The 16,007-nt window shown below is 58.5% G+C and carries 7 protein-coding genes; all 7 read left to right on the top strand.

Annotation, left to right across the window (positions count from 1 at the left end):
• The first annotated feature begins 240 nt into the window (after positions 1–240).
• The 7 genes from V9K67_RS21270 (at position 241) to V9K67_RS21240 (ending at position 15,989) form a co-directional block, all read left to right on the top strand.
• Positions 241–1,761 (top strand): glycoside hydrolase family 28 protein, encoded by a 1,521-nt coding sequence (locus tag V9K67_RS21270; protein ID WP_336726011.1) that lies wholly within the window; start codon positions 241–243, stop codon positions 1,759–1,761.
• Positions 1,762–2,443: 682 nt separating this feature from the next.
• The gene (locus V9K67_RS21265; RefSeq protein ID WP_336726009.1) at positions 2,444–4,696 is read left to right on the top strand and encodes a fasciclin domain-containing protein; all 2,253 of its coding nucleotides are present in this window, start codon (positions 2,444–2,446) and stop codon (positions 4,694–4,696) included.
• Positions 4,697–4,719: 23 nt separating this feature from the next.
• Positions 4,720–7,959 (top strand): SusC/RagA family TonB-linked outer membrane protein, encoded by a 3,240-nt coding sequence (locus tag V9K67_RS21260; RefSeq protein ID WP_336726007.1) that lies wholly within the window; start codon positions 4,720–4,722, stop codon positions 7,957–7,959.
• Positions 7,960–7,987: 28 nt separating this feature from the next.
• Positions 7,988–9,508 (top strand): RagB/SusD family nutrient uptake outer membrane protein, encoded by a 1,521-nt coding sequence (locus V9K67_RS21255; protein ID WP_336726005.1) that lies wholly within the window; start codon positions 7,988–7,990, stop codon positions 9,506–9,508.
• Between the two features lie 17 nt (positions 9,509–9,525).
• Complete coding sequence (locus V9K67_RS21250; RefSeq protein ID WP_336726003.1) at positions 9,526–11,238, top strand: fasciclin domain-containing protein; 1,713 nt, start codon at positions 9,526–9,528, stop codon at positions 11,236–11,238.
• Positions 11,239–11,307: 69 nt separating this feature from the next.
• Positions 11,308–12,756, top strand: coding sequence for a fasciclin domain-containing protein (locus V9K67_RS21245; protein WP_336726001.1), 1,449 nt, complete (start codon positions 11,308–11,310; stop codon positions 12,754–12,756).
• A gap of 44 nt (positions 12,757–12,800) precedes the next feature.
• The gene (locus tag V9K67_RS21240) at positions 12,801–15,989 is read left to right on the top strand and encodes a SusC/RagA family TonB-linked outer membrane protein (RefSeq protein WP_336725998.1); all 3,189 of its coding nucleotides are present in this window, start codon (positions 12,801–12,803) and stop codon (positions 15,987–15,989) included.
• Positions 15,990–16,007: the final 18 nt, after the last annotated feature.

The raw sequence follows: 16,007 nt of genomic DNA, 5'->3' as shown, positions 1-16,007 counted from the left end.
ACAGAGAAGTTAAGCCCCTTCTGGCCGATGGTACTGCATTTAGTTGCGGGAGAGTAGGTAGCTGCCATATTTATTCAACAAAAGCCTTTTCTTCGGAAGAGGCTTTTGTCGTTTAGGGACGGACCTCACATCAAAAATCTTCTTTCCTCTTTCATCCTTTTTTCTTCCCGGCGTGTTCTTATATCCAAAATCCTACAATTAACGATTTTCGAAATGCTTAGCTCCCAGCCCTTTAAAACCATGCTGCGCCTATTCGTCCTGGCGGCCCTGCTGCTGCCGGCTGCAAAGGCGGACGCCCGGAAAAAATTCAACCTGCTGCTGGCCCCCGGCACTGTTACGGAAAAATCCGCCACCCTGCTGTGGGATAAACAGGCCGGCGGGGACAGTGCCCTCTACGAAATTTTATTGAACGGAAAACTGTGCGGCACCACGGGTAAAACCAATTTTACGGTGGAGCAACTGGCGCCCAATACCTGGTACTCCGTGCGGGTGCGCCGGAAACAACAGAAGAACGCCGATCCGAAAGACAACAGCAGCCTTCGCTTCAAAACAGCGGCAAAGGGAAAGATCTATAACATCCTCGATTACGGGGCGAAAAGCGATACCGCCTTTATGAACACCAGGGCGATCCAGGCGGCCATTGACGCCTGCTCCGCAGGCGGAACCGTACGGATCCCGGCGGGCACCTTTATCTCCGGCGCCCTGTTTCTGAAAAGCAACATGACGCTGCAGATCGACGAAGGGGCGGTACTGAAAGGTTCCAAAAAACCGGAAGACTACCTGCCCATGATCCTTAACCGCTTCGAGGGCTGGGAATTAAAAACCTACGCCAGCCTGCTCAATGCCGGCACCCTCGACCGCAAAGAAGTGTACAACGTTAAAAACCTGCGGATCACCGGCGGCGGCACCCTCCAGGGCGGCGGCAGACGCCTGGGTGACGCCATGATCAAAGCCAACGGCATGCGCAGCCGCGGCCGCCTGGTACTGCTGATGAATTGCCAGAACGTAAGCATTTCCCACCTCACCCTGACCGAACCGCCCTCCTGGACCCTGCACTACCTGTACAGCGATGACGTCAGCTGCCATGACCTCGATATCGTCACCAACGGCATCCGCAACGGCGACGGCATCGACCCAGACTCCTCCACCGACTCCTACATCTTCAACTGCACCTTCGATACCGGCGACGACTGCATCGCCATCAAGTCGGGCAAGAACCCCGAAGGCTATTACGTGGGCCGGCCCACCCGCAACGTGCGGATAGCGGATTGCAACTTTACCCGCGGCCACGGCATCTCCATCGGCAGTGAAATGTCGGGAGGGGTGAGCGATGTGCTGGTGCAGGATTGCAAAGCGGGCGCACTGCTCCACGGCATGCAGATCAAGGGCACGAAGGAGCGGGGAGGTTATGTGAAGAACGTGACGGTCACCGATTGCCAGTTGCTGAAGATCACCGTCTTTTCGGCCGTGAACTACAACAACGACGGCGCAGCGGCTCCCGAACCGCCCACCTTTGAAAATTTCGTTTTCCGCAATATCGACCTGACACGGGCGTCCACTAAGGAGCCGGTCATCAATATCAACGGTTTTAAGGACCCCGCCCACCGCCTCCGCGATGTCACCTTTACCAACGTCACCCTGCCCGAAGGGGCCAGGGCGGTGATCAATGATGCCGAGCGGGTGAAATTCACCGAGGTCCGAACGGCAGCCGGCACCCAGCCCCAGTTTGCCGTAAAGAACAGCACGGAGATATTTTATTAATGGAAAAGCTGCTTTAAAATAATTCCCGGGAGGGCACACCTCCCTGCCGGCCAGGCCGGTGAAACCGCTCTCTATTATCTGGTAATTTTTAAGTCGCCCCTTGTGTTTACTCGGGGCTTTTTCTTTTGAGGAGGCAGCAGGTGCCCGCCCTTTTCCCGCCTGTAAAAAAAATCTTAAAAAAACGCTTCCTTCCTTTCATCCGCTTTTTCTGCTGGGGTGTTCTTATATCTGTAACCCCGTTTATGGGGCCCGTTTAACCACCTTTTTCGAAGGGACTGTTTGTATAGGAAAAGGCCGGGTGCCCTGCGCAGGCAGCCGGCTTCCGGGGGGCCGACGGCCCCCCGGATTAACCACGCTGATTTGTTGTACCAGAAAAAAACAGGCATCCGGATGCTTGCTGTCATCCTATTGCCCGAACCAAACCTGCTCAAATAAAAACCTGCGCTTGCACATGAAACAAATGTTACTAACGATTGGGACGAACCATTCGTCCGTACGGACTTGCCGGAACTGCCCGTTGTCCTTTCCACTGCCGTCCACTTCCTTCCCTGCTGCCGCGGCAGCAGCAGGATCCCCGTTAGTATACCTAAGAAGGAATGCCCCGGCCCTGCAACGCCCTGCCGGCCAGCTATAGCTTTTCCCCGAACGATCGATACATCTCCATAAAATACACTCCTTTATTATGATTCAGTACATACGTGGAACGTTTCTTTTCCTGGCACTGGGGCTGCTGATGACCAATTGCCGCAAGAAAGCCTTCGACGAATTCTATGGCCGCCCCGAAAACCTGGCGCCCCCGATCTACCAGCAACTGGAATCCATGGGCCGGTTCAAAAACCTGCTCTCCGCCATCGACAAAAGCGGCTATAAGGACATCCTCAGCGCCGCCGGCAACTGGACGCTCTTCGCTCCCAACGACAGCGCCTTCGGCGTGTACCTGAAGGACAAGGGCGTGGCCACCGCCGCCGACCTCGATTCCAACGCCTGCCGCCAGCTGGTGACCTACTGCCTGGTGTACAACAACTTCGACCAGAACTACCTCGCCGACTACCAGTCCAACACCGGCTGGGTGCCCGGCGCCGCCTACAAGCGCCGCACGGCTTATTATGAAGGGTTCTATACCGATTCGCTTAACACCAACGGCGGCAAGGCCCTCTCTGCCAACCGCAACGGCTCCTTTGTACTGGGCGACAACAACAACAAGTACATTCCTTTCTTTGTCGAGGAGTTTATGCAAAGCAAGGGCCTCACTGCCCGGGACTACAACTACTTTTTTCCCAACACGCCCTACACTAAATTCAACGTGGTGGACGCCGGCGTGCTGAAAGCCGACATCCCGGCCGAGAACGGCTACATCCACGAGATCAACAAGGTGGTTACGCCTTTGGCATCACTGGACAAATACCTGGCTTCCAAACCCGAGTACAGCCTCTTTAAAAAGCTGTTTGACAAATACCTCGTGGCATTTATTGAGAATGCCCCTGCCACCGCCCGCTACAAGCTGCTGACCGGCCAGGCCGACAAGGTGTCCATCAAAACGTACAGCGGTGCGCTGGCTTTTTCGCCCAACAACGAAAACTTCCTGAAGCAGCAGGACAACGACGGCCAGGCTAACGGCTGGACGCTGCTGGTGCCCAACAACGAGGTGCTGAAAAAGTACCTGGGCGATGTGATCCTGGAAAAGTTTGGCTCCGCCGGCCTCAGCGGCGACCAAAAGCTGGACCAGGGCGTACTGGACCAGGTGCCCCTGCAGGTGATCGTGGACCTGGTGAACGCCCACATGGCCCAAACCTCTATCTGGCCCAGCAAGTTCACGACGCTGAACAACTTCCAGGGCGAGCTGCCGACCATGGATGCCTACCAGGACGTGGCCGACCGCCAGATGCTGAGCAACGGCCTGTTCTATGGTACCACGGCAGTGCAGCAGGCCAACGTGTTCCGTACCGTCTATGGCAAGCCGTACCTCAACCCGGCTTACCTGCTGATGACCAAGGCACTGGACGCCAACTGGCGCTACAGCATTACCGTGCCCAACATTAAATATACCCTGCTGATGATGCCGGATCCGGTGATGCGCGCCAACGGCTTCGACTTTAACTACCAGGCCAACCTCTGGAAGCAGAAAGAACCCGGCGCCACCGCCTACGACTCCAGCGCCGCCGGCGCCAAGCTGCAGCGCGTGCTGGCCACCCATATCCTCAAAGGCGACGTGGATGTGGCAGGCGGCTCGGGCATCGTGGAAACCATCGGCGGCGAATACGTGCGCTACGACCACGGCGTGGTATGGTCGCACGGTACCAAGGCCATGAGGGTGGTACCTTATTCCTCCAGCAAGGACCCGGTCAACGGGCGGGCCTACGCCAGCACCGACAGCGTGCTGTGGTACAGCAACAATGCCATCGGCCTCTACCTGCAAAGCCTGGCCGACGCCAACAAGCAGTTCACCCCCTTTTACCAGTACCTGCGCAACTCCAGCCTGTTTTCCGGCAATAACGTTACCGGCGTCACCCAGGGCGTCTTCTATACCTTCCTGGTGCCCGACTCCGTGGCCATGCAGCGGGCGGTGGACAAGGACCTGCTGCCATATACCGTTTCCGGCACCAAAAGGGTATTCAAGTACAACCCCGATAACCAGAACGATAAAACCCTGGTGGAGAACTTTATCAAGTACCACATCATCAATAAGAACGCCGTGGTGCCCGACGGGCAGAAGACCGGCTCTTTCTCCACCCTGTACCTGAAAAACAACGGCGATGCCTCGAACCTGTTTATTTCCAGCCCGGCAAACCTTACCAACAACATCCTCAACGGGCAGATGCAGGTACGCGACGATTTTGGCAAGACCGTCAACCTCCGCATCGCAGGCAGCAACAACCTGGCCGACCGCATCGTCATCCACCTGCTCGACGACTACCTGGAATACAACCCCAATTAAACAACACTAACTCCATTAGTAGAATGAAAAAGATTTTCCGTTCGTTTTCCTTCTTCGCCCTGCTGCTTTCCCTGCAGGCGGGCGCACAGGAAACCCTTATCCTGCGCGGACAGATCCTCGACAAGGACAGCAAAGCCCCGCTGCAGAACGTAACGGTGGCCGAGGTGGATGCCGATAACCGCATCATCCGCGGTATCTCTACCGACATCAACGGCAACTACGCCCTGCGCATCACCAACCCCAAAAACAAGATCTCCATCTCCTTCATCGGCTTTAAGACCATCACCCGCAGCATCAACGCTTCCAGTCCCACGCTGAACGCGACGCTGGAAAACGATGCCAGGACCAACGAAGAAGTGGTGGTGGTGGCTACCGGCCGCACCTCCAACGGCAACCTGGCCATCGCCGACCGCGACCTTACCACCGCTTCGGCCAAAATTGACACCAAGCACCTCGAAGAAATGGGGGCTACCTCTATCGACCAGGCCCTGCAGGGTCGCCTGGCAGGGGTGGACATCGCCGCCACCTCGGGTGACCCCGGCGCCGGCATGTCCATCCGCATCCGCGGTACCTCGTCGATCAATGCCGGCTCCGACCCGCTGATCGTGGTGGACGGCATGCCCTATGAAACCGATATCCCGGCCGACTTCAACTTCGGCACCGCCGACGACCAGGGCTATGCCGGCCTGCTGAACATCGCCCCCTCGGACATCAAGGAAATTTCGGTGCTGAAAGACGCGGCCGCCACCGCCATGTGGGGCGCCCGCGCCGCCAACGGCGTGCTGATCATCACCACCAAGCGCGGAGGGGTGACCAAACCCAACATCACCTACACACTGCGCGCCGCCATGACCCGGCAGCCGAAGACCATTCCCATGCTTACCGGCGACCAGTATTCGACCCTCATCACCGAGGAGTACACCAACGGCCGCAACGGTACGCCGCTGAACACGCTGACCTCGAAAGAGTTCGCGTACGACCCCTATGACCCGTACTATTATTATAACTACGGACGCAATACCGACTGGTTGGCCGACATCACCCGCCTGGGCTTTACCCACGAGCACAACCTGTCGCTGAGCGGCGGCGGACAAAAAGCCCGCTACTTTACTTCGGTAGGTTACGTGGACCAGAAGGGCACTACCATCGGCACCTCGCTGAAACGGATCACCACCCGTATCAACCTCGATTACAACGTGTCCGAGCGCATCAAGTTCCGCACCGACTTCGCCTATACGTTTTCCGACAACCCCAAGCTGTATACCGGCAACGTGCGGAGCATTGCCATGAACAAGATGCCCAACATGAGTATTTACGAATACAACGAGCAGGGCATCGAAACGCCGAACTATTTTTCGCCCGTGGAGAACATCCAAGGCAGGTACCCCGGCACCTACAACCCCTCGGCCATGGCCACCAACGGCATCAACAGCCTGGTGACCAACCGCGTGACGCCGACCTTCAACCTCTCGTACACCATCATCCCCAAAGTGCTGACCGCCTCCTCGGACGTGCGTTTCGACATTAACAACACCAAGAGCAAGACCTTCCTGCCGCAGATTGCTACCGGAAGGCCCACTACCGAGACGACCGTGAATGCTGTATATGATGGCGACAACGACGGTATGTCCGTGGCCACCAAGACCAACCTGGTGTTCACCCCGCATATGCCCGACCGCCATACGCTGATGTCGCTGGTGTCGCTGCAGACCTCCGACGGCCGCTCGGTATCGAACCAGATGCAGACGTCGAACACGGCCTCCTCGCTGCTGCAGGATCCCTCCGTGGCTTCCCGTACCCTCACCGGCAACGTGGGCGCCAGCACCTCGCAAAGCCGCTCGGTGGGCGCCCTGGCCCAGCTGCAGTACGGCTTTGACGACCGCTACATCATCAATGCCGGCCTGCGCGGCGACGGCAACTCCAAGTTCGGGCCCACCCACCGCTACGGCCTGTTCCCCTCGATCTCCGGCCGCTGGCGCGTATCGGCGGAAAAGTTCATGAAGCCCTTCACCTTCATCAACGACCTGAGCTTCCGTGCTTCCCATGGACAAGCCGGCAACGCCCCCCGCGGGAACTACGGCTATTTCAGCCGCTACAGCACCCTTTCCTGGAACTACGCAGGCCTGGCCGGCGTGTATCCTTCCTCCATGGAGCTGACCAACCTGAAGTGGGAAGTGGTGCACGGCACCAACGTCGGCGCCAACCTGGTGCTGTTCGACCGCAAGATCAACGTGGACGTGGACGTGTACCGCAACCGCACCACCGACCTGTTCTTCAACGACCTGAACATCCCTGACTTTTCCGGTTTTTCGGCCGTGGACATGAACGTGGGTACCATGGACAACCAGGGCTGGGAAGTGAACCTGATGACCACCCCGTATAAATCCAAAAATGTAACCGTCGACTTCAACTTCAACATCGCCCAGAACCAGAACCTGATCCGCGAGATCTCGCCCTTCTATCCCAACCGGTCGGGCGACCCTTCGCAGAACGGCAAGTACCTGGCGCTGCTGCAGGTGAACAACCCCTTCGGCTCTATCTACGGCTACCGCTACGAGGGCGTGTACAAGGATGTGAACGAGACCATCGCCCGCGACGAAACCGGCAAGCCGATCGTAGGCCCCGACGGGCAGGCGGTGATGATGCGCTTCAACTATCCCAAGACCGACTACGTGTTCCAGCCCGGCGATGCGAAGTATAAGGACATCAACTACGACGGTACCATCGACTATAAGGACGTCGTGTACCTGGGCAACAGCAACCCGAAATTCTCGGGCGGTTTCGGTCCCACGCTGAACTACAAAAAAAGCCTGAAGATTTCGGCTTTCTTCAACTTCCGCTACAACTACGACGTGGTGAACGAAACGAAGATGCTGACCACGAACATGCATGGCTTCAACAACCAGAGCACGGCGGTGCTGCAGCGCTGGAGAAGGGAAGGGGACGTGACCGACATGCCGCGCGCCCTGTACAACAAGGGCTACAACTGGCTGGGTTCGGACCGATATGTGGAGGATGCTTCCTTCCTGCGCTTCCGTACCGTAACCGTGCGCTACAGCCTCAATGAAAAGCTGACCCGCAAAATGCACGTGAAAAGTTTTTCGACCTACCTGACGGCCGAGAACCTGATGACCTTTACACGGTACACCGGCCAGGACCCGGAGATGTCCTCGCGCAGCCTGGGGCCCTTCACCATCCTGCGGGACGGCTCCACCACACCGCCGGTATTCATGATGACCTTTGGCTTAACCACCACTTTCTAATACTCAACTGACGTTTAATAGTAGTGTAATGAACAAAAAAATTTTCCTCCATCTTTTCGCCGCCTCCGTGCTGGCCCTGTCGGCCACTTCCTGCCAGAAGTGGCTGGACCTGAAGCCCCAGGACGGCATCGTAAAAGACGAATACTGGCAAACCAAAGAGCAGGTGCAGTCGGCCGTGATGGGCTGCTACGCCACCCTGCTGGGCGATCCCGGCGGCAAGGACAAACCCCTGAGCGAGTACCTCTTCCTCTGGGGCGAGCTCCGCGCCGACATGCTGTTTCCCGGCCTGAAGATCTCCATCGACGAGCAGGACATCATGAACGTGAACACCCTGCCCTCCAACAACATCATCAAATGGAGCTCGGTTTACCGCACCATCAACTATTGCAATACCGTGATCGACTTCGCCCACGAAGTGCTGAAAACGGACAACACCTTCACCCAGGCTAAGCTCAATAGCTACCTGGCCGAGGCAAAAGCCCTGCGGGCGCTGATGTATTTTTACCTCGTGCGCTCCTTCCGCGACGTGCCCCTGAAGCTCAAGGCCACCGTGGGCGACAAGGACGTGGAGCAATTGCCCAAGAGCCCCGCCGACGTGGTGCTGAAGCAGATCGAGGCCGACCTGGCCTTTGCCGAAAACAACGCCGCCTATGCTTACGGCAGCCTGCCCCAGGACAAGGGCCGCATTACCCGCTACGCCGTCAAAGCCATCCAGGCCGATGTATACCTGTGGCAGGAAAAGTACCAGGAATGCCTGGACGCCTGCAACTTTATCATCGACTCCCGCAAGTTTGGCCTGGTGGCGGGCAACAGCGGCTGGTTCAACAACCTGTACTACAACGGCAACTCCAACGAAGCTATCTTTTCCTTCCAGTACGACATCCAGAAGACCAACTCGTTCCATCCCATGATGCTGGGCTCCTCGCAGCGCCTGCAGGCCTCCCCGGCGGTGATGGAGGAGATCTTTACCCAGGACCTGGAAGATGATACCAAAAGAGACATCCGCGGCGACGGCGCTTCGGTCAATTCCGGCAGCAACGCCATTTGGAAATACGTAGGCGCCAATTATACCGACGCGCGTACCGCCGACGTCTCCTACGCCCACTGGCCGGTATACCGCTATGCGCAGACGCTGCTGGACAAGGCCGAAGCCCTGAACCAGCTGAACCGCAGCGAAGAGGCCTACGAGCTGGTGACCACCATCCGCAACCGCGCCCGTGCGCTGGACGCTTCCTTCAGCGGCAGCATCGATACCACCAACAAGGCAGGAGCGGAGTTTAAAAAGGGCATGACCGACTTCATCCTGGAAGAGCGGGCCCGCGAGTTTGCCTTCGAAGGCAAGCGCTGGTACGATATCCTGCGCAACGCCAAACGCAACAACTACGAGCGCAAGGACCTGCTGCAGAAAATGGTCATCCGCGCCGTACCGGCCATCCGCCAGGAATCGGCGATGCAGAAATACAACGATCCCGACAGCTATTATTTCCCCATCCCGCTGAACGAGATCGAAACCGCTCCTTACCTGGTACAAAACCCTTTTTACAAATAATCGAAACTACTTGTTATATGACGAAGCTTTCCAAATGGTGCGCTGTCCTGGCCGCCAGCTGCCTGACGGTGTTCTGGGCCTGTAAGAAAACAGAGATCCAGGAGTTCACCACCACCGATACCAACATTGTCGGCTACCTGCGGGCGCATCCCGACCAGTTTTCCGACTTCCAGAGAGTGCTGGACCGCACCGGCATCAGCCCGTACCTGAACGCCTACGGCGCCTATACGCTGTTTGCCCCCACCAACGAGGCCGTGCAGTCGTACCTGGCAGAGAAAGGCATCAAATCCATGGAAGAGCTGGATTCCGCCCAGCTGATCAACCTGGTGAAGCTCCACCTGATCCGCGATACCCTGCCCACCACCCGCTTTACCGACGGCAAGATGGGCATGCCCACCATGCAGGGCCAGTACCTGCTGACCCGGGCCAACAATACCGGGCAGACCGAACTGAACCGCAGGGCCCGCATCACCCAGAGCAATATCCTCACCGGCAACGGCTATATCCACGTCATCGACAAGGTGTTGCTGCCCGCCCAGAAAACCCTGGCCCAGCTGATCGAAGAAAATCCCGACTATACCATCCTGACCGAGGCGCTGAAGGCCACCGGCTTGTACAACAGCCTGAATAGTACCAACAACCCCGACACCACCAAGCGGTGGCTGACGGTGTTGGCCGTATCCGACGCCGTCCTGCGCAGCCAGAACATCCACAGCTACGCCGACATCCAGCGGCGCTTTCACGGAACGGATACCGCCGGTCCCAAACAGGACAGCGCCTACATGTACGTGGCCTACCACATTCTCAACGACATGAAGTACGTGGCCGATGTGGCTTCCGCTCCTTCGCACAATACACTGGCCTACCAGAACGTGGTGACCACCATCGTCGACAGCGCCCAGCGGCTGCTGCTCAATGACGCCGTGTTCAACAATGTGCACGAAGAAGGCGTGGTACTCCACCGCGCGACCAGCGACAACGTCGCTACCAACGGCGTGCTGCATACGCTGCAGGGCGATATCTCGATCAAGAAGCGCGACCCCTTCGCCGTTTTCTTCGATGTGGCCGACCAGCCCGAGATCCGCAAGAATGTAGGGGTGTTCCGCAAGGCCAGCAAATCGGTTTCCTTTAACCCCGGCCAGCTGAGAGATGTGGCCTGGCAACAGGGCACCATCACCTACCAGGTGGAAGGCGCTAACTCGTCGAACTACCATTATTGGGACGATTTCCTGCGTTTTGGTTTGCGTACCAGCTCGGCGGTCAACAACTGGATCGAATTTACCACCCCGCTGCTGGTGGCCGGCCAGTACAAGGTATGGATCTGCTATCGCCGGGATGCCCATGGCGCTTATACCCAGGTTTCTTTCGACGGCAACCCGCTGTCACGGATCGTGAATTTAAACGCGTACATCTTCAGTTCTACCGCTTCCGACCCGGTCCAGGAAGCCCAGGGATTTAAACGCTACTCCTTTGGCCTGGTTACCGGCATCAATGCGGACGGAACGTACAAGATCAGCCAGCCCAACAGCGCTACCGCACAGCCGGCCCAGCTGGCCGGTATCATCAACGTAAAGACCACCGACCGCCACAAGATCAAGCTGCAGGCCATCAAGGATTTTGGCTCCGGCGGCGCCGGCGTCAACCTCGATATGATCCAGTTCATCCCGGTAGACCAGGACCAGCAGTACCCCCGCTTTGGCCGCGACGGCAGCCAGATCGACCATAAATAAAGACAATTTCGTCCCGCCCCGGGCGGGACGAAATCCTATCATAGTACTATTTCCTTAAAAGACAATAAGATGTTTCAACGTAATAAAAAATCCCTCTGGCTCCTGGCTGCGGCCTTTGCCGGCGTTCTGTACGGCTGCACCAAGAAGTGGGAAGACCATAACGCCCTCACCGATGAAGCGCTGAAGGGCAACCTGGCGGAAGCCATCGGCCAGACCCCCGGCCTGGCCAAATTCAGCGAGCTGCTGGTGAAGTCGGGCTACGACAAGATCATCCGCTCCTCCAAAACCTTTACCGTCTGGGCACCCTCGGATTCGGCCCTGCAAAGCCTGGATGCCGCGCTCCTCCATGACTCGGCCAAACTGGCCCAGTTCGTAGGCAACCACATCTCGTTCCAGTCCTATACCACCACTGCGCCTGCCGGGCGCATCCAGATGCTCAACGGCAAGTACCACGCTTTTGCCGGCAGCAGCTTCGACGCGGCCCAGGTGCTGACGGCCAACAAATACGCCGCCAACGGCGTGTTCCACGTGATCAACAAAGCCCTGCCCCGCGTGGACAATATCTGGGAGCTGATCGGAAAAACTTCCGATGCCCCCGCGCTGAAAGCCTACCTGCAATCACTTGACCGCCCGGTCTTCGATTCCAGCATTGCCACGCAGATCAGCGTGGACCCGCTGACCGGCAGCCCCGTGTACGATACCGCCTCGGGCATGTCCATCCGCAACTCCTTCCTGGACGATGTGATGAACGTGGCCGACGAATCGAAGGAATACACCCTGTTCCTGCTCACCGACAGGGCCTACACTTCCGAAACCGAAAAGCTGAAGCCCTGGTTCAAAACCAGCGCCGGCGTCACCGACACCTCGGCCCGCCATGCCCAGAACTGGCTGGTGAAGGACCTGGTGTTCCGCGGTAAATATTCCCTGTCGCAACTGCCCGACACCCTGGTATCGGCCGCCGGCGTAAAAGTGCCCGTGAACAAATCGGCCATCACCCAAACCTACCAAACCTCCAACGGCACCGTGTACGTGATCGACGAAATGGCCGTGAAGCTGGAGCACCGCTTTCCCCCCATTTACCTGCAGGGCGAAAACCCCAACGGCTTCATGACTTCCAACAAGGGCGGCAATACTACCTACCGCCTGCGGGTGAACCCGGTGACGGGCCAGAAGTTCAACGACATCTACATGAAAGATTATGGTTTGGCCAACTACTGGATCCGGTACAACGCCCGCAACCTGCCCTCCATGAGCTACAATGTGTACTGGGTAGCGGTGAACGACGTGCAGACCACACCCCTATACACCCAGCGGCTGGCCGTGGACAGTGCCACGCACCCCACACCCTTCAGCAAACAGATCCAGTATCAGAACTACGGCGAGGAACTCTTGGGAAAGATCACCCTGAATAACTACCGTACCGTTCCCCTGTACGTGGTGGGCCCCAACTCCACTTCCACGACCAGCGGCAATACCTCCATTACCCTGGATTACATCAAGCTGGTACCGGCCTTTTAAGAGGTTTTGACAACAACATTTTTCGCTACTCATAAAAAATGAACATGCAAGGATTTAAGAAACTGATGGTTGCGGGCCTGGCGGCGCTGTCCGCTTCCGCTGCCATGGGGCAAAAGGGCGGGCCTGCCACCAGTGGGCCGGCAGTGGTGCGCGCCAAAATAGACACCAGCATCAAGGTCAGCGGCATCATTACCGATGCCGCCACCGGCAAGCCGCTTCCTGCCGTAAGCGTCACCATCCCTGGCTTTTACGCCGCCTTTACCGACGACCAGGGCCGCTTCTCCATCGTGGTGCCCAACTACAAGGCCACCCTGCTGGTCAGCGGCGAAGGCCTGCAAACCCGGGAAGTGGCGCTGAAAGGCCGCCGCAAGGTATCGGTGGCCCTGTACGAAGAAGGCTTCCAGTCGCTGTACGACAACGTGGTGCTGCCCTTCGGCTCCCGGCCCCGTACCCAGGTGACGCAGGCCGTAACCTCCATCCATACCGACGGCGCCTGGAACCGCCCCACCGAAACGCCCGACAGCTACCTGCAGGGCAAGGTGGCCGGCCTGTCGCCGGTGATGCGCTCGGGTACCGCCGGTGTCGGCGCCCTGCTGGCGTTGCGCGGCTACCATTCGCTGAATGCCACCAACCAGCCCCTGATCGTGGTGGACGGCATGATCTACGACAATACCGACTACGGCACTTCCCTGATCTCGGGCCATTACACCAACCCGCTGGCCCTGATCGATGTAAAGGATATCGAGAACATCACCGTGCTGAAGGATGCCGTGAGCACCTATGGTTCCAAGGCCGCCAATGGTGTCATCCTGATCACCACCGCTCATGCCAAAGAGCTGGCTACAAAGATCGATGCGGCCGTTTACGGCGGTGTCAACTTTGCGCCCCAGTCGCTGCCGGTGATGCAGGCTTCGGACTACCGCGTGTACCTGTCCGACATGCTGAAAAGCCGCGGCTGGAGCAACGCCAATATCCAGTCGCAGCCCTACATGAACGACGATCCCTCCAATGCCCACTACTTCCGTTATCATAACGAGACCGACTGGCAGAACCAGGTGCTGAAAACTTCCTATAACAAGAACGCCTACCTGAAAGTGAGCGGCGGCGACAACATCGCCAAGTACGCCCTCAGCATGGGCTATTTGAACAGTGCCGGCGTGACCCGCGGTACGGACCTGAACCGCTACAGCGTGCGCTTCAACGGCGACCTGAACCTGACCAAAAAGCTCACCGCCCAGACCAACCTCAGCGCCACCCGCTACGAGCAGAACCTGGCCTTCCAGGGGCAGTCGTATAAGGTCAACCCGCTGTTCCTGGCCCTGGCCAAGGCGCCCTTCCTGGACCCCAACGATATCTCCGATGCCGGCGCCAAGTCGCCCAACCTGGCCGAAACCGACACCTTCGGCGTGGGCAACCCCGTGGCCGCCATCCGCAACGTGCGGGCCAACAGCAAGGCCTACCGCTTTTTCGGCTCCATCAACCTGCGCTACCAGCTGTCGCCCTTCATCGCTATCTACAGCCAGGGCGGCATCACCCTGGACCAGGTGCGTGAGCAAACGTTTGTGCCCCGCAAAGGCATCGCCGAAGACACCCTGTCTTCACTGATCGCCGACAGCCGCATGGGCGGATCGCCCCGGAGGGTGCGCAACCTGTTCAACGAAACCTACGTGGACTATAACCGCACCTTCCACCGCATCCATCGCCTGCAGGCGAGGGCAGGGGTGCGCTTCCAGCACAGCAGCACCGAGGGCGACTATGCCGGCGGCCTGAACTCCTCCACCGACGACTTCGTATCGGTCAGCTACGGGGTGGCGGCTTCCCGCACCACCGGCGGCTATATCGGCAAAGCGGCCTGGGTCAATTCCTACATCGGCGCCCATTACGGCCTGATGGACAAATACTTCGTGTCGGTGAACGGGGCCGTGGATGCTTCCACCCGCTTCGGCAACCGCATCCCCAATGCTTTAAAAATCGGCGCCAATAACTTCGCGGTGCTGCCCTCTGTGGGCGCTTCCTGGCTGGTGTCGTCGGAAAACTTCATGTCGGCGGTGAAGGCCCTCAGCCTGCTGAAGCTGCGGGCATCTTACGGCCTCACCGGCAATGACGATATCGGCAACTACACCGCCCAGACCACCTATACTTCCCAGAACCTCCTGGGTATGCAGGGCCTGGTGCGCAGCAGCATCGGCAACCCCTACCTGCAATGGGAAGGGGGCAGCCGGGCCAATGCCGGCCTGGACGCCGCCCTGCTCAATGAGCGCATCAGCCTGAGCGTGGACGTGTATCAAAATAAGACCGACCGCATGCTGGTGTACCAGCCCCTGGCCGCCGCCACCGGTTACACCGCCCTACCCACCAACAGCGGCAAGATGAAGACCGAAGGGATCGATCTGAGCCTGAATGGCCGTATCCTCCATAAAAAAGCCTTGAAATGGGATGTGGGCGTGCTCCTGTCGGCTTACCGCAATACCATCACCCGCCTGCCGGGTAACGAAGCCCTGGAAGCTTCCTTCGGCGGCGCCACCCTCCGCACCCAGACCGGCTCGCCTGCCGGCCTGTTCTACGGCTACAAGACGGCCGGCGTGTACCGCTCCGATGAAGCGGCGGCTGCCGACGGCCTGAGCGCGCCGCAAACCAACGGTTCCTTTGCCTCCTTCCAGGGCGGCGACATCCGCTTTGTGGACGTGAACGGCGACAAGGTGATCGACGCTTCGGACCGCCAGGTGATCGGCGACCCCAATCCCGACCTCACCGGCGCCTTTACCAACCGCCTCTCCTGGAAGCGCTTTACCGCCGAAGCTATTATCACCTTTACCAGCGGAGGCGACCTGTACAACGGGGTGCGGGCCGTGCTGGAGGCCCAGTCCTCCGCCGCCAACCAGCTCGAAAGCGTGCAGAACCGCTGGCGCGTTCCCGGCCAGGTAACGAATATGCCCAGGGCCGCCTGGGGCGACCCGGTGGGCAACGCCCGCTTTTCGGACCGCTGGATCGAGGACGGCTCCTTTGCCCGCCTGAAGGTGTTGTCGCTGAGCTACAACCTGCCCTTTAAAGGAGCCAAAATGGTGAAGTATGCCACGCTGTACGCCACCGCCAACAACCTCGTGACCGTAACCAAATACCTGGGCTACGACCCCGAGTTCAGCGCTTCGGAAAGCGTGCTGGGCCGTGGAGTGGACACCGGCCTGGAGCCACAGTTCCGCTCGGTTACCGCCGGTATTCGTATCGGTTTATAATTCCTGAACGCATTTAAA

It is taken from the genome of Huijunlia imazamoxiresistens, assembly GCF_037132455.1.
GTDB classification, from domain to species: Bacteria; Bacteroidota; Bacteroidia; order Chitinophagales; family Chitinophagaceae; genus Flavisolibacter; species Flavisolibacter imazamoxiresistens.
This window is presented reverse-complemented; position numbering and strand designations above follow the sequence as displayed.

What these genes read in the sequence shown, in the direction of transcription:
- V9K67_RS21255 (WP_336726005.1), top strand. Translation starts at nt 7,988, where the DNA reads ATGAACAAAAAAATTTTCCTCCATCTTTTCGCCGCCTCCGTGCTGGCC.
- V9K67_RS21265 (WP_336726009.1), top strand. Translation starts at nt 2,444, where the DNA reads ATGATTCAGTACATACGTGGAACGTTTCTTTTCCTGGCACTGGGGCTG.
- V9K67_RS21245 (WP_336726001.1), top strand. Translation starts at nt 11,308, where the DNA reads ATGTTTCAACGTAATAAAAAATCCCTCTGGCTCCTGGCTGCGGCCTTT.
- V9K67_RS21270 (WP_336726011.1), top strand. Translation starts at nt 241, where the DNA reads ATGCTGCGCCTATTCGTCCTGGCGGCCCTGCTGCTGCCGGCTGCAAAG.
- V9K67_RS21240 (WP_336725998.1), top strand. Translation starts at nt 12,801, where the DNA reads ATGCAAGGATTTAAGAAACTGATGGTTGCGGGCCTGGCGGCGCTGTCC.
- V9K67_RS21260 (WP_336726007.1), top strand. Translation starts at nt 4,720, where the DNA reads ATGAAAAAGATTTTCCGTTCGTTTTCCTTCTTCGCCCTGCTGCTTTCC.
- V9K67_RS21250 (WP_336726003.1), top strand. Translation starts at nt 9,526, where the DNA reads ATGACGAAGCTTTCCAAATGGTGCGCTGTCCTGGCCGCCAGCTGCCTG.